This is a genomic window from Zoogloea sp. (assembly GCF_028689785.1).
Lineage (GTDB): Bacteria > Pseudomonadota > Gammaproteobacteria > Burkholderiales > Rhodocyclaceae > Zoogloea.
Genome location: NZ_JAQVCN010000004.1, coordinates 125769 through 144456, shown reverse-complemented (window position 1 = coordinate 144456; position 18688 = coordinate 125769). Strand labels below are relative to the sequence as shown.

The following is an 18688-nucleotide window of genomic DNA, read 5'->3' as shown; positions in this document are numbered from 1 at the left end:
GTCAGGGCGCCACACGTCCACGCGGGCGGGGCCGTCCATGCCGGACCACCCCGCCAGAGAGACTTACTCGAAGGGCTTCGGACGTGGCGTGGCGTTGGTCGAAGGCGGCAGGATGGGCATCCGGAAGTTGGGCTGATCGCCGGTCAGGGTCTTCAGGAAGGCTACGATCTTCGCGTTCTCTTCGGTCGTGAACTGCTTGCCGAGCTGCAGGCGGCCCATCGTATCGACGGCCTGTTCCAGGGTTGCGGCTTCGCCGTCGTGGAAGTACGGATAGGTGAGTTCGACGTTGCGCAGGGTGGGCACCTTGAAGTTGAAGCGGTCGGCGTCCTTGCCGGTGACCGCTGAGCGCCCTTCGGCCGGGCTGGTGGCCTTGTACGGCTCGACCACGCCCATCTTCTGGAAGGAGGTGCCGCCCAGTGCCGGGCCGTTATGGCAGGCCACGCAGCCACTGTTCTTGAACAGGGCATAGCCGGCCAGTTCCTTCTCGTTGAGGGCCTTCCTGTCGCCCTTCAGCCACTTGTCGAAGCGGGAGTTGGGGGTGACCAGGGTTTCCTCGAAGGCGGCGATGGCATCGGTGACCTTGCTGATATCCACCGTCTCCGAGCCGAATACAGCCTTGAACTCGGCCACGTACTGGGGAATGGACTTGAGCACATCCACGGCCAGCTCGTGGGTGAAGGCCATCTCGCCCGGGTTGGCGATGGGGCCACCGGCCTGGGCCTTGAGGTCCTTGGCCCGGCCGTCCCAGAACTGGGCCAGAGCGAAGCTGGAGTTGAGGACCGTGGGGGCGTTGATGGGGCCCTTCTGCCAGTTGTGACCAATGGAGGTCTTGAGGTTGTCGGTGCCGCCCATGGACAGGTTGTGGCACGAGTTGCAGGAGATGAAACCCGACCTGGACAGGCGCGGATCGAAGTAGAGCTTCTTGCCCAGCTCGACCAGCTTGGGGTTGGTGACCTTGGCCGGCTGGATCGGGCTGACCGGCTCGCTGGCGGGCTTGGCTGCCCATGCAAAGGGGGTGAGGCTGCCGCAGACGACGGCAGTGGCAAGGGCAAGGTGGCTGATCTTCATGTTTTCATCCTCCAGAAAATGCTGATGTCAGAATGCTGAAACCGGATCTCTGGGGGTATTTTTTAGATTAAGTCTAAAGCGCGGAATGATTTGACGCCTTTCGCGTGGGCTTGATCTTGATCTGAGTCATGGAAGCGCGCGGTAAACGGCTGAGGGGGCGTGCCCCGGTTATCCGGGACACGCCCCCTCGAAGGGCAGGGAAGAGGCTGACCTGGCAGGGCTTACTTGGCAGCGGGTGCAGCAGCAGCCGGCGCAGCGGCGGGCACCTCGGCGTGCTTGGCATGGGCCTTGGCGTGCGCCTTGGCCTTGTGGGCCTTGTCGGTAGCGCCCTTCTCGACCTTGGCCACTTCAGCCTTGACCGGCTCGGCCTTCTTTTCTGCTGCAGCGGCAACCGGGGCAGCCGCGGGGGCGGCAGCCGGCGCCTGGGCAAAGGAGACGGAAGCGAAACCGGTGGCGATGGCAAGGGCGATGATCTTGTTCAGCATGGTGTTCTCCTGGGCAGTGTTTGCTTTTAAGCCAGGCCGGCGTGATTGCCAGCCCGTGGGGAGATCAACGCGCCCTGTCTGCGCCGGGTTGGCAATCCAGTTGTAAGGGTATGTGGAGATGTAACAGGCGGGCCCGGCTCACACCTCGGCCGGGTCTACGTCCAGGTGCCAGCGCAGCTCGCGGGGAGGGCGCAGGCTCCACAGGTGGTGACTCCATTCGGTGAGGAAGGCCTGCAGTGTGGGGCGGGTGGCGGCCTCGACGAGTAGCTGGGCGCGTTCGCGGCGGGCCAGGCGGAGCATGCGCATGGGTACTGGGTCGAACACCTGCACGCCAAAGGCCTGGGCCAGGGGCGCGGCGCGGGCGCGGGCCTCCTTGAGCCAGTCGATGGCGGTGGCCACCTCTGGTGCCGTCGCAAACAGCAAGGCGTTGGCAGCGTAGGGCGGGAAGTGGGCCTGTTTGCGCTCCTCAAGCTGGAGGGCGGCGTAGCGGGCGAAGTCGTGGGCTTCCAGGCACTTGTAGAGGGGGTGATCCGGGTATTGGGTCTGGATCATCACCTCACCTGGCAGCTCCCCCCGGCCGGCCCGGCCGCCCACCTGCATGAGCTGCTGGAACATGCGCTCAGGGGCGCGGAAGTCGGCGGCAAAGAGGGATGAGTCGGCATTGAGCACGCCCACGAAGGTGAGCCTGGGAAAGTCGTGACCCTTGGCCATCATCTGGGTGCCGACGAGGATGTCGGCATCGCCTCGGCCGATCTGGTCGAGGAGGGCGTCCCATTGGCTGCGGGTGCGGGCGGCGTCCCGATCGACGCGCAGCACACGGGCGTCCGGGAAGCGTTGGCCGAGGGTCTCTTCGAGGCGTTGGGTTCCGCGGCCGAAGGGCTGGATGTCCTGGTCGCCACAGTCGGGGCAGGCCAGGGGGATGCCGGCCTCGTAGCTGCAGTGGTGGCAGCGCAGACGCTTGTCGGCCAGGTGCAGCACCATGTTGGCGGTGCAGTGGGGGCAGCGGCTGACCCAGCCGCAGGACGGGCAGGAGAGCACCGGCGCGTAGCCCCGGCGGTTAAGGAAGACGAGGCTCTGTTCGCCGCGCTCCAGACGGGCCGCGATGGCCCGCAGCAGATGCTCCGACACCCCGTTCTGCAGTTTCTCGCGGCGGATGTCCACCGGCCGGACTTTGGGCAGTGTGGCGGCGACGGCGCGGCTGGTCAGTTCCACGCGCCGATAACGGCCGGTATCCGCCGCATGCCAGCTTTCCAGGGACGGGGTGGCCGAGCCCAGGACGATGGGCACGCTGCGCTGGCGGGCGCGCCAGATGGCCAGATCCCGGGCGTTGTAGCGGACGCCTTCATGCTGCTTGTAGCTGGCGTCGTGCTCTTCATCCACAACGATCAGGCCGAGGCGGGGCAGAGGGGTGAACACCGACAGGCGGGTGCCGAGGACGATGTCGGCGCGCCCCTCCATGGCCTGCACGAAGCCCTGGGAGCGGGCGCCTTCGGCCAGCGCCGAGTGCAGGCTGATTACCCGGGCGGCGGGGAAGCGCCCTGCCACGCGGCCTTCGAGCTGGGGCGTGAGGGCGATTTCGGGCACCAGGATCAGGGCCTGCCCGCCCTGCGCGATGATCTGCTGGACGAGGCGCAGATACACCTCGGTCTTGCCGCTGCCGGTTACCCCGGCCAGCAGGAAGGGCTGGAAGCGGCCAAAGCCTTCGGAGAGGGCCGCCAGGGCGGCTTCCTGTTCGGTAGTGAGGGTCGGGGCGCCGGCCATGGCGGCAGGGTTCGCGGCGACGGCTGGGGCGATCCAGCCGCGCTTGAGGGCATCGGCCACGGCTGGGGTGGCGCCTTCGGCGGCCCGCAGCAGGCTACGCCGCCGGGGGCCGTGGGCGGCGAGATCACGCAGCAGGCTCAGGGCGCGGCTCTCCCGTTTGCCGGCAGTGAGGGCGGTGCGGCCGTCGTCCGTGAGATCAAGCAGGGGGTCGGCCTCGGCGCCGGCCACGGCATCGGCCTTGCGAAGGCGGGGCGGCAGGGCCATGGCGACGACTTCGCCGAGGGGGTGTTGATAGTAGCGAGCTGCAAACTCGACCATGGCCAGCCAGTCGGCGGGGAGGGCTGGGGCGTCCCGTTGGATGGCGATGACCGGCTTGAGGCGATCGACGGGCAAATCGGCGGCATCGGGCAAGGCGACGATGAGCCCGGTCTTCTCGCCCCGCCCGAAGGGCACCCGAACGCAGCGCCCCAGATCTCCGGCCGAGATATTTTCTGCCGTGTAATCAAAGGCCTGGGGCAGAGGCAGGGGCAGGGCGACGCGGATGATGACGGGACTCATGGCCGGAGGGGCGGGTTCTTTAAGAAAAATTCATTTAAATCAGTTGATTGCGCAGTTTTGGTGAGGCTCTGCTTGGGAAACAGGCTTGAAGCCTTTGGGGCGGCGCGGGTATTTTCCCTTGTCCACAAAAGCTGTGGATAACTTTGTGGGAAACATGGGCGTAGTGCCGCTAAACCCGCTCCCCGTCAGCGTTTTTCCTACATTGCCTCATTCCTGAACAAATAATAATTCCTTTTAAAACAAAGGCCTGAGAATGTGAAGATTTTCGCTTCCAAGTTCTGTCGCAAAACTGACACGATCCGTGGTGCTGTGCACAAGTCAAGCCCCTCTTATCAAATTTAGTGCTTGACGGGGGGCGTTTCGGGGCGATCGGTCGGGACTCCTGGCGTTGGGCAGGATGACCCGGGAGCGTCTGACAAAAGATCAGGGCCGGCAGATGCCGGCCCCGGATTGCCTTGCCAGATGCCTTAACGTGCCTGACTGCGCAGGGCCCGGCTGTGTGCGTGAACTGTATCAACGAGCACGGTGACGTTGTCCGGCGGGGTGAACTGGGAGATGCCATGCCCCAGGTTGAAGACATGACCGGCGTGGGGACCATAGGCGTCGAGTACCTTTTTGGCTTCGGCGGCGACGGCTTCCGGGGTGCCGAACAGCACGGAGGGGTCAAGGTTGCCCTGCAGGGCAACCTTGTCGCCCACCTGGCGCCGGGCGGCACCGATATCCACAGTCCAGTCGAGGCCTACCGCATCGGCACCGCTGTCGGCGATGTCGGCCAGCCACAGGCCACCACCCTTGGTGAACACGATGCAGGGAACCTTCTCGCCGTCCTTCTCGCGGGTCAGGCCGGCAACGATCTGGCGGATGTAGGCCAGCGAGAATTCCTTGTAGGCGTCGTGGGCCAGTACCCCGCCCCAGGAGTCGAAAATCATCACTGCCTGGGCGCCGGCTTCGATCTGGGCATTGAGATAGGCGATGACGGAACGGGCGGTCACCTCTAGGATGTGGTGCATCAGGTCCGGGCGGCTGTAGAGCAGGGACTTGACCTTACGGTAGTCGTCGGAGCCGCCCCCTTCAACCATGTAGCAGGCGAGGGTCCAGGGGCTGCCGGAGAAGCCGATCAGCGGCACGGAGTTGTCGAGGGCGCGGCGGATCTCGGCGACCGCATCCATCACGTAGCCAAGCTCGATGTTGGGATCGGGCACGGCCAGATTGCGGATCTCCCATTCTTCCTTGAGGGGGCGCTCGAACTTGGGGCCCTCACCTTCGGCAAAGTACAGGCCCAGGCCCATGGCGTCGGGTACGGTGAGGATGTCGGAGAACAGGATGGCTGCGTCGAGCTTGTAGCGGGTCAGGGGCTGCAGGGTGACTTCGCAGGCCAGGCCGGGGTTCTTGCACAGGTCGAGGAAGCTGCCGGCGCGCTTGCGCGTCTCCCGGTACTCGGGCAGGTAGCGCCCGGCCTGGCGCATCAGCCACAGGGGGGTGTAGTCGGTGGGCTGGCGCAGCAGGGCGCGCAGGAAGGTATCGTTCTTCGGACGGCTCACTTGAAATCCTCAGCAGACAGGACCGCGCGGGGCGGCAAAGGCGGGATTATCCGCCATTTGCTGCCGGGGCGTGGATGGAGCAAATCAAGAAGCGCTTACTTGCGCCAGAACTGGGGGGTGAACACCACTGCCAGGGACAGTACTTCCAGACGCCCGAGGAGCATGGTGAAGCTGCATACCCAGGTCTGGAAATCGGTCAGGACCGCATAGTTGGTGGCCGGGCCGACTTTGTTGAGGCCGGGGCCGGCGTTGTTGATGCTGGCCACCACCGCGCCGAGGGAGGTCATGAAATCCAGTCCCGAGAGGATCATCACGAAGGTCAGCATGACCACGCTCATGAAGTACAGGAAGATGAAGCCGAGAACGGCGATCACCACGTTATTGGGAATGGCGCTGCCGCCGACTTTGACGGGATTGACGACGGCAGGATGGATCAGGCGGGTGAGTTCGCGGTTAGCCTGCTTGGCCAGGATGAGCGTGCGGATCATCTTGATGCCGCCCCCCGTGGAGCCGGAGCTGGCGGTGATGCACGACAGGAAGAGCATCCACAGGGGGGCGAAGATGGGCCATTTGTCGAAGTCCTGGCTGGCGAAGCCGCAGTCGGTGGCCATGGACACGAGGTTGAAACTGGCATGCCGCAAGGCGGTGGGGTAGTCCTCGTAGGTGCCTTCAAGCCACAGATAGAGGGCCACGCCAAAACATGAGGTGACGATCAACCCGACCACGCCGCGGGCCTCCACGTCCTGCCAGTAGACGCGGAGGTCGCGTCCCCGCAGGGCGACGAAGTGGGTGGCGAAGTTCATCGCCGCGATTACCATGAAGACGATCAGGATGAACTCGACCATGGGGTTGTCAAAGGCACCGACGCTGGCGTCTCGGGTCGAGAAGCCGCCCAGGCCCAGGGCAGCGAAGGCGTGACAGATGGCATCGAGCCAGGACAGGCCGGCCTGGTTTAGCAGCAGGATGCAGGCCACGGTGATGAGGAAGTACACCAGCCACAGGGCCTTGGCGGTATCGGCAATGCGCGCGGTGAGCTTGGAGTCCTTCATCGGGCCGGGGGTTTCGGCCTTGTAGAGCTGCATGCCCCCCACTCCCAGCAGAGGGAGCACGGCCACGGCGAGGACGATGATGCCCATGCCACCGAGCCAGTTGAGCTCGTGGCGCCACAGGTTGATGGCGGGGGGCGCATGATCCAGATCGGTCATGATCGTCGAGCCCGTGGTGGTGAGGCCCGACATGGTCTCGAAGAAGGCGTCGGTAAAGCTCATGGTGTCGTACACCAGGAGCAGGGGAATGGTGGCGATGGCCGCCATCAGCGCCCACACCGTAGACACCAGCAGGAAGCCGTCCCGGGGCTTGAGCTCCCGGTAATGGGAGCGGGTCACCCCGTAGAGCATCAGGCCGCTGCCGAGGGAGATGACCATGGCAGCGATGAAGTCGGCGGCTGTGCCATCGTCATAAAAAAAGGCCGCGGCGATGGGCATCAGGTAAGCCAGGCTGAAGATCGACAGCAGGCGGCCCAGGACGTTGGCGACAGGGAGCAGGGCGTCCATCAGAAGAAGCCCCAGCCTACCTGGAAGAGCTTCTCCACTTGGCCGATCAGTTTTTTGCTGGTGCAGAAGACGATGACGTGGTCCTCGGCACGGATCTCGGTGTCATGGTGCGCCATGATGACTTCGTGGATGGGCACCTCGTAGGGCATCAGCTCCTTGTACTCGGTGCGGCTCTGGCCAGTATTGCGCACGATGGCGGCAATGGTGGCGCCTTCGGGCAGGTCGATCTCTTCGATGCGGCGGCCGATCACCTTGCAGTGTTTGGCGTCTCCGTGGGCAATGACTTCCAGGGCTTCGGCGGCGCCTCGGCGCAGGCTGTGCACGGCGGCCACATCGCCCCGTCGCACCCGGGCCAGGAGCTGGCCGATGGAGGTCTGGGCCGGCGAGATGGCGATGTCGATGCGCCCGCCCTGTACCAGGTCCACATATGACTTGCGGTTTATCAGGGCCAGGGTGCGGCGGGCGCCCATCTGCTTGGCCAGGGAGGCCGACATGATGTTGTCCTCCTCGTCGTTGGTGAGGGCGAGGAACATGTCGGTTTCCTCGATGCTCTCCGAGTCGAGAAGGGCTTCGTCGGTACCATCACCGCGCAGAACCAGGGTCCGGGACAACTGCCCGGCGAGCACCTCGGCACGACGTCGGTCGCGCTCGATGAGCTTGACGTTGAAGGTGCTCTCGATGGCCCGGGCGAGGCGGAAGCCGATGTTGCCCCCGCCGGCGATGATGACCCGTTTGATGGGCTTGTCCATGCGTCGCAGCTCGGTCATGACCTTGCGGATATGGGAGGTGGCCGCAATGATGAAGACTTCGTCACCACTTTCGATGATGGTGTCCCCGGAGGGGATGATGGATTGGTCGCGCCGGAAGATGGCGGCCACCCGGGCATCGATGTTGGGCAGGCGCAGGGGGATGGTGTTGAGCGGTTTGCCCACCAGCAGGCCGCCTTCGAAGGCCTTCACGGCGATCATGGTGACCATGCCCTCGGCGAACTCCAGCACCTGCAGGGCCTCGGGAAACTCAATCAGCTTGCGGATGTAGTTGGTGACGATCTGCTCGGGGCAGATGGAGTGGTCCACGGCGAAGTTGCTGTCGTTCAGCAGCTCGGGGTGTTCGGCGTAGTCGGCAGAGCGCAGGCGCGCGATGCGCGTCGGGATGTTGAACAGGGTCTTGGCAACCCGGCAGGCGCACAGGTTGGTCTGGTCCGACTGGGTGACGGCGATCAGCAGATCGGCGTCCTGGGCGCCGGCGGCGTCCAGCACTGACGGGGCAGCCGCATTGCCGGTCACCACGCGCAGGTCGAGGCGCTCCTGGAGCGAGGTGAGATGCTCGACGTTGTTATCCACCACGGTGATGTCGTTGGCTTCGGAGACGAGGCTCTCGGCGACGGAGGTGCCGACCTGGCCGGCACCAAGGATGATGATCTTCATGTCTTCCTTCCTTGCCCCGGCGGGGAGCGCTCAGGAGCTGCTCTCTTCGTGCCGACGGCCAACGCTGATGCCGAGCTGCTTGAGCTTGCGGTACAGATGGGTGCGTTCGAGACCAGTCTTCTCGGCGAGGCGGGTCATGTTGCCACCGTCGATCTGCAGGTGGTGTTCGAAGTACAGACGCTCGAAGATCTCGCGGGCTTCGCGGAGGGGCAGGTCGAGGGGCAGGCCGAGGGCTGCGGGGGGTGTCTTGACCAGCAGGTGGGCCACCTCGTCCATGCCGATCTCTTCTTCGAGGGTGCCCAGGGCCAGGGACTTGATGGCGGCCTTGAGCTCGCCGTAGCCCCCCGGCCAGCCCTGGTTGCGCAGGGCGTTGAGGGCGGCGGAGGAGAGCCGGCGGGCGGGCACCTCGCCGGCTTCGACGAAGTGCAGCAGGATCTGGCTGGCGATCTCGGGGATCTCGTCGCGGATCTCGCCCAGGGCCGGCGGGGCCAGGGAGACTTCGAACAGGCGGGCCAGGGCGCGCTCTTCCCAGCCGTGTTCCACCAGTTCCTCGGGGCGGTGCTCGGTGGCCACCACCAGGGTCTGCCCGTGGCGCTCCAGGCGGTCCATGGCAAACACCAGGTTCTTCTGCTGGGGGCGCGACAGATAGATCAGCTCGGGCACATACAGCACGCCGTTGCGGGCGCCTTCGAGCACGTTGAGTTCGATGGGCAGGGACGAAAGGGACAGGTCGAGCCAGGGAGTGCCGACCCGCTGCAGGCTGCGGGCACATAGCTCGGCCAGGCTGCCCGGCCCCACGCGCAACAGGATGATGCGCGACTTGTCTGCCATCTGCTCCAGGCGCTTGCGCAGGTCACGCAAGGGCGCCGAGCGGCTGAAGGCAGCCAGACCCAGGGGGCTGGGGGCGTGGGCGGGTTTGATGCGCGACAGCCCCCGTTTCACCGCGGCAAGCAGTTTCTGCAGGGCGATGGGCTTTTCGAGGAACTCCATGGCACCGATGCGGGTGGCTTCCACGGCGGTGTCGATGGTGCCGTGGCCGGACATCATCACCACCGGCATGGTCAGCTGGCCGTTGGCCGACCATTCCTTGAGCAGGCTGACCCCGTCGGTGTCGGGCATCCAGATGTCGAGCAGCACGAGGTCAGGCCGGGCTGCATTGCGCGCAGCCCGGGCTGCGCCGGCGTTCTCGGCGAGGATGATGTCGTGCCCCTCGTCGCGCAGGATCTCGGAGAGGAGTTCGCGGATGCCGACTTCGTCGTCAACGATGAGGATCTTGGCCATGGGTGGTGGACTCGGATTGGGGAGCGGTGCACAGGCGGATGCGGATTTCCGCACCACCAGCTTCGCGATTGGCGAGACGGATCTCGCCCTCATGTTCGTCGATGATCTTCTTCACGATGGCCAGACCCAGGCCGGTGCCACGGGTCTTGGTGGTGACATAGGGCTCGAAAGCCCGGGACAGGATCTCTGGCGGGAAACCCTGCCCGTTGTCGCGCAGGATCAAGTCTACCCGCCGGGCATCGGCTCGGGTCAACAGGCGTATCTCGGGCGCATCCTCTTCGCTGAGGGCGTCTTCGGCGTTCTGCAGCAGATTGTGGATGACCTGGCGGAGCTGGGTGGCATCGCCGAGCACCTGGGGCAGGTCGGCGGCGAGTTCGGCGTGGATCATCACCCGGGAGCCCTCGTAGAGCACCAGCACTTCGCGCACCAGGGCGTTGAGATCCACCGGCGTCATCACCGGGGTGGGTAGCCGGGCATAGTCACGGAAGGCATTTACCAGGTTCTTCATCGCCTCCACCTGGTTGACGATGGTGGTGGTGGAGCGTTCGAGCATTTCCCTGCCCTCGGTGTCGAGGCGATCGGCGAGCTTGAACTGCAGGCGTTCGGCGGAAAGCTGGATGGGCGTGAGGGGGTTCTTGATCTCGTGGGCCAGGCGCCGCGCCACCTCCGCCCAGGCGGCGGTGCGCTGGGCGGCGATGAGATGGGTGATGTCATCGAAAACCACCACCCAGCCGCCGCCGGTGTCGTCGGGCAGGCGGGTGCCGTGAAGGAGCAGGGTTTGGGTGCTGCCATCCGGGTTGGAAAACTCGATCTGCCGGTTCCAGTTCGGCTCGGGGTCCCGCAGGGCGCCCAGCAGGGCCTCACGAAAATCCCCGTGGGCAGTCCATTCCTCCAGACGTACCCGCTCGTAGCCGTCCAGGGGGTCGTTGAGGATGGTCATGGCACCATGGTTGGCGGCTCTCAGATGTCCGTCCGGCGAGAAGGCCAGCACTCCGGCGGAGAGGTTGGCCAGCACTCCTTCCAGGTAGGCCCGGTTGCGCTCCACGGCGGCTCGGTTGTTCTCGGCTTGGGCGCGGGCATCCTCAAGCTGGCGGGTCATCTGGTTGAAGGACTGGGTCAGCACGCCGAGCTCGTCCCGGGCGGGCAGGGCCTGGCGGGGGCTGAAGTCGCCGGCAGCCACGGCCTGGGTGCCTTCGGCAAGGATGAAGAGCGGTGCGGCCAGGCGGCGGGTGAGGACGAAGGCCACGGCGACGGCGGCAAACAGCGCCAGCAGCAGGGTGAGGGTGAGGGTGAGGGTGTAGATGCGTTTGAGGCCGTTGCGGGCTAGGGACAGTTCCTGGTAGTCCCGGTGCACGGTCTCGACGCTCTCGGCATGGGCGGCGAAGGTGCTGGGCACCGACTGGGTGAGTTGCAGCAACTGGGGCTCGACCAGGCGGCGCGAGGGGATGGGTACGATGACCCGCAGGATCAGGCCGTCCGGTGCCTGGCCTTCCACCGCCCGGTAGCCCTGGGTCTGGCGGGCCTGGCGCAACTGGGCAACGCTGGGCCGTTCAGGCACCAGGCTGTCGATCTCGGTTTCGGCGGTGGCGACGATCGTGCCGCTGGACGAGAAGACCGTGGCTGATTCGACATTGGCGCGCTCACGCAGGTTATTGAGCAAAGTGGAGCGCACCTGGGGGGCCAGCTCCAGCTCCTCGACCATGCGCTCAGCCTTGTCGGTGAGCTGGCCGAGGAGCATGTCGAGGGAGCTGCGGCCGAGTTGCAGGCCGCTCTCAAGGGCCGCATCCACTCGCACATTGAACCAGGAGTCGATGCTCTTGACGGCAAACTGGAGCGACACGGCATACACCAGCACCCCGGGCACCACCGCCATGGCAGCAAAGATGGTCATGAGGCGCAGCTTGAGGCGGGACCCGAAGCGACGCGCCCGGTACTCCCGCCACAAGCTGCGCAGCTGCACGAAGACCAGGCTGGCCAGGCCCAAGGCGATGATCCCGTTGAGGATCAGCAACAGGGTGTAGTTGCGGGCAAAGAGGGGCGTGTTGGCGCTGGCGGTGGCCAGCAGGAAAAGCAGAATGCCGGCGACGGCGGCGACGACGACGAGGGCGGTCGGTCTCATTTGGCCTCGCGGGCAACGAAGGTCCAGCGGTACCAGTCGGTGCCGAGGTTCCAGTCCTTGCGGCCAAAGGCGCTCACCTGCAGGGGCTTGGGCAGTTCGGTGACATCCAGGCGGAAGCGCAGGGCGGCGTTGTAGCTGCGCCCGATGCGTAGGGTGCCGCGCTCGGCCACACTCCAGTTGCGGATGCGCAGCATGGTGCGCATGGCCTCTTCAACGGTGCTGAAGTTCTGGTGCAGGGTGCCGGTGGTGAGGCGGTACTGGCGGGTCAGGGACTGGTAGGACAGGCGGTAGGTGACCGTCTTGCTGACGATTTCTTCGTCCAGCCAGTACCAGCGCGGCGAACGCAGTTCAAACTCGGTGACGAAAAACAGCGCCACGCCCCGGCTCACCACGTCGGCCAGCAGGGGGGTGAGTTCGGCAGAGATGTCGGCGTTGAGCACGAATTGCTCCTCGCCGGCCTCGATCGAGGCCGTCCGGATCTCGGCTTCCGCCGCCCGGGCGGGGGCGGCCCCGATGGCCAGACTGCCTGTCACGATGAAGGCAGCCGCCCCCCGCAGGAAGCGACGTCGTTCAGGCAGCTTTCTCGAGCAGGGCGTAGAAAAATCCGTCATGTTCGGTGCAAGGCAGATACTGGCAATCGGGCTGGCCTGCGATGGGCAGGGGGCAGCAATCGGGATGGCGGCTCGCAAATGCGGCGATCTGCTCCCGGTTCTCTTCGGCAAACACCGAGCAGGTGACATAAAGCATTTTGCCACCCGGGGCCAGGACCTGCCACAGGGTATCGAGGATCTCGGCCTGCTGGGCCGCGAAGCGGGCAATGTCGTCGGAGCGGCGCAGCCACTTGATGTCTGGGTTGCGCCGGACTACTCCGGAGGCGGAGCAGGGCACATCGGCAAGGATGCGGTCGAAGGGCTGGCCGTTCCACCAGCGGGACAGGTTGCGGCAGTCGGCGGTCTTTACCTCGGCGGAGAGGCCGAGGCGGGCCAGGTTTTCGCTGACTCGATGGGCCCGGAGGGCATCGCTGTCGAGGGCGGTGAGCGCCACCTGGGCTGTTTCCAGGATGTGGGAGGTCTTGCCGCCGGGGGCTGCGCAGGCGTCGAGCACCCGCTGGCCGTCGGCCAGGTCGAGGTAGCGGGCAGCGTGCTGGGCGCCGGCATCTTGCACGCTGAGCAGGCCCTCGGCGAATCCCGGTAGCCGCGTTACCGGAACCGGGCGATCGAGAAGCAGGGCTCCGTTGTTGAACTCACGTACAGGCAGCTCGGCGGCGGCAAACGCCGCCAGTACTTCACGCCGTGTTGTCCGGCGGCGATTGACGCGCAGGGCCATGGGCGGATGGGTGTTGCCGGCGGCCAGAATGGCGCGCCAGTCATCCGGATACTGGCTGCGTAGGCGGCGGATCCACCAGGGAGGGTGGCGGAACTCGGCCACCATGTCGGCATCGGCGGCCCGGTTCAGCTCGGCAGACTGACGCAGGGCATTGCGCAGCACGCCATTCACCACCCCCTTGAATTTGCCGCCCAGCAGCGTTGCGGCGCCAGTGACGGCCTGGTCAACGATGGTGTGGGCGGTGTCGGCGCGGCTGTCGAGGCGATACAGGGCCACCCGCAGCAGGGATTGGACCGGCTCGGGGAGCGGCTTCTGGAGCAGCTTGCCGAGGACGAAATCCTGCCGGCCGTAGTCGCGCAGACTGCCGTAGGCGAGGTCGAGGATGGCACCACGGACACTGGGGGGCGTGGCCGGCCGTGCACTCCACAGAGCCGCCAGGGCCTCGGTCAGAGTGCCCCCGGCAAGCACGTCGGCGATGAGCTGGGCGGTGGTGACAAAACTGTAGGCGAGGCTGTCTTCGGCAAGTGGGGGGGGGGACGCGGGGGCAGTGGGGCGAGGGGGGCGGCTGGGCATGGATCTCAGGCGAGCAGGTCGCGGATGTAATTGGGCAGGGCCCGGCTGGCAAGATGAAGCGCCGGATTGTAGTAGCGCAGACCGTGAATGCATCTGGCGGTCATGCGTTCGACAAGCGTGGTTTCGTCCGGCTCGGGCTGGGCGTTTCCGCTGCAGCAGGCCAGAAGCCAGGGGCCGCCATAGAGCGGAACATGGATGAGGCTGACCTGTGGTTTGGGGAAAACGGACTCCAGCCGACGATACAGGCTTGCCACCTTTTCCGCTTGGTAGAAGGGGGAGCCGAGCTGGACGTGGATTATCCCACGGGGAGCCAGACTGGCCGCGCAGAGTTGGAGGAAATCGGGCTGGTGCAGATGGGCGCAGGCGGGGTCGTCGGCCTCGGTCAGGTCGAAGAGGATCACGTCGAAGCGCTCGCCTGCCTGGTAGGCTGAGGCAAGGGTGTGGGCGGCGTCGCCGATGCGTAGGTCGACCCGCCCGTTGTCGAAGGCGTCTTGGGGCAGGGCGGGCAGAAGTCTGCGGATGGTAACGACCACCCCCGGATCCAGCTCGGCCACGATGATGCTGTCGAGCCCAGGATGCTTGAGCAACTCCCGGGCGGAGGCGCCATCTCCACCCCCGAGAACCAGGGCCCGCCGGAGATCAGGATGACTGAGGGCCGGGATGTGCACCAGGCTCTCATGGAGCATGAACTCATCGGCCTCCGCTGCCATGGCGTCACCATCCAGACTGTAGAGAGTGCCGAAGGTGTGGGTGTCTTCGAGGGCGATGGACTGGAGATGACCCGGAACAAGCTGGGGTGCTTGACGGCGCTTCAGTACGAGGGCCGCATCCGGGCTGAATGGCAGGTGGAGTGGGGCGGTATGTTTCACGTGAAACACTCCGTTCTGATCAAGGGAGTTTTGGGGGCAGGACGCAGGATCAAAATCGGAACTGTGAAGGCTGATCAGCTCCATCGACATTGTTTCACGTGGAACAAGGGCCGGGCAGGCCGCCTGCTCATGCAGCAAAGCCCTGCTGCACCAGGGCCGAGTGGATGCCACTGAGAGCTGCCAGCCCCCCCATTGGCAGGCTGATTCCTCGACCTGGAATCTCCGCCTCGGTCGGGTTGATGCGCACCAGGGGCTCGCCCAGGGTTTCACTGAACCAGCGTACGGTAGGCACATGGCTGCCGGCACCAATCTCGATGACCACCGGGCGCTGCACCCTGGCCAGCCACGCCTCCAGCCGCCGACGCTGGGTGGCGGTGCGCTGACTGAGCCATTCACCGTCGCCGAACATCAATACGTTGGGGCGGAGGAGGGCGCCGCAGCGGGGGCAGCGGGGCAGGGGGCTGGTGAGCAGGCATGCCTGCCCATCCACCTCCGGAAAGTAGGCCTCTGCCGAATGAATGGGCTGCCCACAGGCCTCCATGCACTGGAGGTGATGCAGCGAGCCGTGCACCTCGCAGATCGACTCTTCCGGAAAGCCGGCCTGCTGAAACTGCCCATCCACATTCGAGGTGAACACGAAAGCGCCCCGGGGCAGACGAGCGCCGATGCGTTGCAGGATGGCAAAGCCCTGGTGGGGAATGGTGCGTCGATACAGATTCAGACGATGACCATAGAAGCCCCAGGCCTGCCGGGGGTGACGGCGAAAAGCGTCCGGGCTGGCGATCTCCTCGAAGGCGATGCGGGCCTTCGCCAAGGCCGGGTAGGCCCGCCAGAAGCCCGTGTTGCCGCGAAAGTCCGGCAGGCCAGAATCAACCCCCATGCCTGCTCCGGCCGAGATGATCAGGCCATCCGCCTTGGCTACCCAGGCCGCCGCACCGGCAAACAGGGCTGCGGCGCTCATCTTTGGGCAACGATGAAAATGCGCCGGAAGGGAAAGAGGGTCGTCCCGTGGGTGTCCGGCGGATAGGCCACCGCCAGCCGCTCGCCAAGCTGGGCCAGAAAGTGTGTCTGCTCCTTCTCATCCAGGGGCGCGAGATAGGGAACCAGGGTGGTGCCACGCAGCCAGTCGAGCACTGGAGATGGCCCGCTCATGCTCTGCCAGTAGGTTGTCTCCCACAGGCTAAGACGTGTGCACAGGGGCGACAGCAGACGGTGGTAGTCGGCCATGCCCAGCACCGCACCCATCCGCGCCGGGCCAATGCGCTCCGCCCATTCCGGCGCGGCCGCCAGTTCGCGGATGAGCCGATGGGACGGTGCCTCGAAATTGCCGGGCATCTGCACGGCCAGCACCCCGCCCGGAAAAAGCGCATCCACCAGGCGCGGAAACAGGCTTTCATGGTCGCCGACCCAGTGCAGGGCCGCATTGGAGAACAACAGGTCGAGGGCCTCTTCGGGCTCCCAGTGTTCGACGCCAGCCTGATCGAAGCGGACCCCGGGCAATACGCTGCGCGCTCGTTCCAGCATGGCGGGGGAGCTGTCCAGGCCGGTGATGTCCGCCTCCGGCCAGCGCTCGGCCAGAAGGCGTGTCACATTGCCGGCCCCGCAGCCCAGGTCAACAATTCGCCCCGGTCTGAGCAGAGGAATCCGCCCGAGCAGATCTACCGCCGGGCGTAGACGTTCATCGGAAAATTGCAGATATCGATCCGGCTCCCAACCCATGGCATGACCCTCCTGTTGAAGGATTCAATTGTCACCGATGGGGCGTTGGGGGGACAGCGGAGAAGTGATGGGGGCTGTGAGCAACAACCAGCCTGAGCCGACCTCACCCATGGGATGAATGATCGAGCAGCCGTGATCCATCAGATTGACATGCGATCTGCTGACGGGCGGTCACAGCGCCTTTAGGTCTTCAAACCATCGGCGCCGACAGGCTGCAACGGGCAGGCCGGCATTTCTGGGGAAGGCCAGGAGGCGCATGGGTGCTTGCGCTGCGCTGCGTGACGCAAGGTGTTCCGTACAGGCCCCGTACTGTACTTGCCATATACGCGATACGGGCTGTACGACCGGGGCCGGGGAGGCATTAGCCCAGGAACATCCGGTAAGCCGGGTTGCCCGTTTCCTCCACATACTCATACCCCAGCCGCGCCAGAAAGCCCTGGAAGGCCTCGCGGTCTTGCGGGGGCACCTGCATGCCCACCAGCACCCGGCCGAAGTCGGCACCGTGGTTGCGGTAGTGGAACAGGCTGATGTTCCAGTCGGAGCGCAGGGTGTCGAGGAAGTTGAGCAGGGCGCCCGGGCGCTCGGGGAAGACGAAGCGGTAGAGCACTTCGTCGTCGGCCTGAGGGGCGTGACCACCGACCATGTAGCGGATGTGGCTCTTGGCCATCTCGTCGTCGGTGAGGTCGAGGCAGGGCAGGTCGTGGCGTTGCAGCAGTTCGGTGATGCGCACGCCTTCGGCACGGTTGTGCACGCCCACGCCCACGAAGATGTGGGCCTTGGCTGCATCGGCGTAGCGGTAGTTGAACTCGGTGATGTTGCGGTTGCCCAGCAGGTCACAGAACTTCTTGAAGGAGCCGGGCTTTTCGGGGATGGTCACGGCCAGCACGGCTTCGCGCTGCTCGCCCACCTCGGCCCGCTCGGCCACGAAGCGCAGGCGGTCGAAGTTCATGTTGGCGCCGGAGGCCACGGCCACCAGGGTCTTGTCCTTGAGGGCGTGGCGCTTGGCGTATTCCTTGGCGCCGGCCACGGCCAGGGCGCCGGCGGGCTCAAGGATGGAGCGGGTGTCTTCAAAGACGTCCTTGATGGCGGCGCAGATGGCGTCGTTATCCACCAGGATCATCTCGTCCACGTACTCCTGGCACAGGCGGAAGGTCTCTTCGCCCACCAGCTTTACTGCTGCGCCGTCGGCAAACAGGCCCACCGTGGGCAGTTCGATGCGCTTGCCGGCGGCCAGGGATTGGGTCATGGCGTCGGCGTCGATGGTTTCCACGCCGATCACCTTGATCTCGGGGCGCACCCGCTTGATATAGGCCGCCACGCCGGCCAGCAGACCGCCGCCGCCGACGCAGCAGAACACCGCATGGATGGGTTTGGGGTGCTGACGCAGAATCTCCATGCCGATGGTGCCCTGGCCGGCGATCACCTCCACGTCGTCGTAGGGGTGGACGAAGGTGAGCTTTTCGGTCTTTTCCAGTTCCTTGGCGTGGCCGTAGGCGTCGGAATAGCTTTCGCCGGCCAGTACCACTTCGCCACCGTGGCGCTTCACCGCGTCGATCTTGATGGCCGGGGTGGTGGTGGGCATCACGATCACGGCGCGTACCCCGAGCTTCTTGGCAGACAGGGCCACGCCCTGGGCGTGGTTGCCGGCCGAGGCGCAGATCACCCCGCGCTTGAGGGCCGCCGGGCTGAGGCTGGCCATCTTGTTGTAGGCGCCGCGCAGCTTGAAGCTGAACACCGGCTGCATGTCCTCGCGCTTGAAGTAAATCTTGTTGTGGATGCGCGCCGACAGGTTAGGGGCCGGGTCGAGGGGCGTTTCGATCGCCGCGTCATAGACCTGGGCAGTGAGGATTTTCTGGAGATAGTCGGGGTGCTGCGCGCTCATGGCTGAACCTGCGTTTCGGCTGGGAGAAGCTCTGGAGGGTAGCAGCCGGAGCGCCCGCGCTGCAACATACACACCTTTTCCCCACCGGAGTCTTTCATGAATCCTATCCACCGCGCCGGCACGACGCCGCGATATTCCGATTCGACAACCCATAATGGGGTGGTGTATTGCGTCGAAGTGCCGCCGGACGACAGCGCCGCCATTGCCGAGCAGACCCGCGCCATGCTGGCCAGCCTGGAAACCCTGCTGGAACAGGCCGGCAGCGGCAAGGAGCGCCTGCTGATGGCCACCCTCTACCTCACCGACATGGCCGACTACGACGTGGTCAACGCCGTGTGGGACGCCTGGGTGCCCGCCGGAACGGCGCCGAGCCGGGCCTGTGTACAGGTGGTGCGCCTGGCCAAACCCGGCTGGCGTGTGGAAATTGCGGTGCAGGCAGCATTGCGCGACTAGGCTGCAATCTCCGTGGGGTCGATTGAGTTCGACGCCACGGGAAGGGCATGCCGGAACCGGCCGCTGGCAGGGA

Annotated in this window: 15 protein-coding genes; 1 reads left to right on the top strand and 14 read right to left on the bottom strand. The window is 65.5% G+C overall.

Annotated features, from left to right (window positions below):
* Nucleotides 1–63: 63 nt before the first annotated feature.
* The 14 genes from PHI64_RS03775 to ilvA form a co-directional block, all read right to left on the bottom strand.
* A complete protein-coding gene (locus PHI64_RS03775; RefSeq protein WP_299878814.1) occupies nucleotides 64–1068 on the bottom strand; it encodes a cytochrome-c peroxidase in 1005 nt (334 codons plus the stop codon).
* Nucleotides 1069–1289: 221 nt separating this feature from the next.
* The gene (locus PHI64_RS03770; RefSeq protein WP_299878810.1) at nucleotides 1290–1553 is read right to left on the bottom strand and encodes an amine oxidase; all 264 of its coding nucleotides are present in this window, start codon (nucleotides 1551–1553) and stop codon (nucleotides 1290–1292) included.
* A 138-nt stretch (nucleotides 1554–1691) separates the two neighbouring features.
* Nucleotides 1692–3872 (bottom strand): primosomal protein N', encoded by a 2181-nt coding sequence (locus PHI64_RS03765; RefSeq protein ID WP_299878807.1) that lies wholly within the window; start codon nucleotides 3870–3872, stop codon nucleotides 1692–1694.
* A 467-nt stretch (nucleotides 3873–4339) separates the two neighbouring features.
* Nucleotides 4340–5413: a uroporphyrinogen decarboxylase gene (gene hemE, locus PHI64_RS03760; RefSeq protein WP_299878804.1), complete on the bottom strand. Its 1074-nt coding sequence runs from the start codon at nucleotides 5411–5413 to the stop codon at nucleotides 4340–4342.
* A gap of 95 nt (nucleotides 5414–5508) precedes the next feature.
* A complete protein-coding gene (locus PHI64_RS03755; RefSeq protein ID WP_299878801.1) occupies nucleotides 5509–6966 on the bottom strand; it encodes a potassium transporter TrkG in 1458 nt (485 codons plus the stop codon).
* On the bottom strand, nucleotides 6966–8393 hold the full coding sequence (trkA, locus tag PHI64_RS03750; protein WP_299878798.1) for a Trk system potassium transporter TrkA: 1428 nt from the start codon (nucleotides 8391–8393) through the stop codon (nucleotides 6966–6968). Before trkA ends, PHI64_RS03755 begins: the two co-directional genes overlap by 1 nt.
* Nucleotides 8394–8423: 30 nt before the next feature.
* Complete coding sequence (locus PHI64_RS03745) at nucleotides 8424–9674, bottom strand: response regulator (protein WP_299878795.1); 1251 nt, start codon at nucleotides 9672–9674, stop codon at nucleotides 8424–8426.
* Nucleotides 9652–11793, bottom strand: a complete 2142-nt coding sequence (locus PHI64_RS03740; protein WP_299878792.1) for an ATP-binding protein — start codon at nucleotides 11791–11793, stop codon at nucleotides 9652–9654. Before PHI64_RS03740 ends, PHI64_RS03745 begins: the two co-directional genes overlap by 23 nt.
* Nucleotides 11790–12326, bottom strand: coding sequence for a DUF4390 domain-containing protein (locus PHI64_RS03735; RefSeq protein WP_299878789.1), 537 nt, complete (start codon nucleotides 12324–12326; stop codon nucleotides 11790–11792). Before PHI64_RS03735 ends, PHI64_RS03740 begins: the two co-directional genes overlap by 4 nt.
* Before the next feature lie 37 nt (nucleotides 12327–12363).
* Nucleotides 12364–13692, bottom strand: coding sequence for a 16S rRNA (cytosine(967)-C(5))-methyltransferase RsmB (rsmB, locus tag PHI64_RS03730; protein ID WP_299878786.1), 1329 nt, complete (start codon nucleotides 13690–13692; stop codon nucleotides 12364–12366).
* Between the two features lie 5 nt (nucleotides 13693–13697).
* Nucleotides 13698–14561 carry a fused MFS/spermidine synthase gene (locus tag PHI64_RS03725; RefSeq protein ID WP_299878783.1) on the bottom strand — a complete coding sequence of 288 codons (864 nt, stop codon included), beginning with the start codon at nucleotides 14559–14561 and terminating at the stop codon, nucleotides 13698–13700.
* A 127-nt stretch (nucleotides 14562–14688) separates the two neighbouring features.
* On the bottom strand, nucleotides 14689–15522 hold the full coding sequence (locus PHI64_RS03720; RefSeq protein ID WP_299878780.1) for a Sir2 family NAD-dependent protein deacetylase: 834 nt from the start codon (nucleotides 15520–15522) through the stop codon (nucleotides 14689–14691).
* Complete coding sequence (tam, locus tag PHI64_RS03715) at nucleotides 15519–16280, bottom strand: trans-aconitate 2-methyltransferase (RefSeq protein WP_299878777.1); 762 nt, start codon at nucleotides 16278–16280, stop codon at nucleotides 15519–15521. Before tam ends, PHI64_RS03720 begins: the two co-directional genes overlap by 4 nt.
* A gap of 361 nt (nucleotides 16281–16641) precedes the next feature.
* Nucleotides 16642–18315: a threonine ammonia-lyase, biosynthetic gene (gene ilvA, locus PHI64_RS03710; protein WP_299878774.1), complete on the bottom strand. Its 1674-nt coding sequence runs from the start codon at nucleotides 18313–18315 to the stop codon at nucleotides 16642–16644.
* Here ilvA and PHI64_RS03705 point away from each other — a divergent pair.
* A complete protein-coding gene (locus PHI64_RS03705) occupies nucleotides 18259–18615 on the top strand; it encodes a RidA family protein (protein WP_299878771.1) in 357 nt (118 codons plus the stop codon). The genes ilvA and PHI64_RS03705 overlap by 57 nt on opposite strands.
* Nucleotides 18616–18688: the final 73 nt, after the last annotated feature.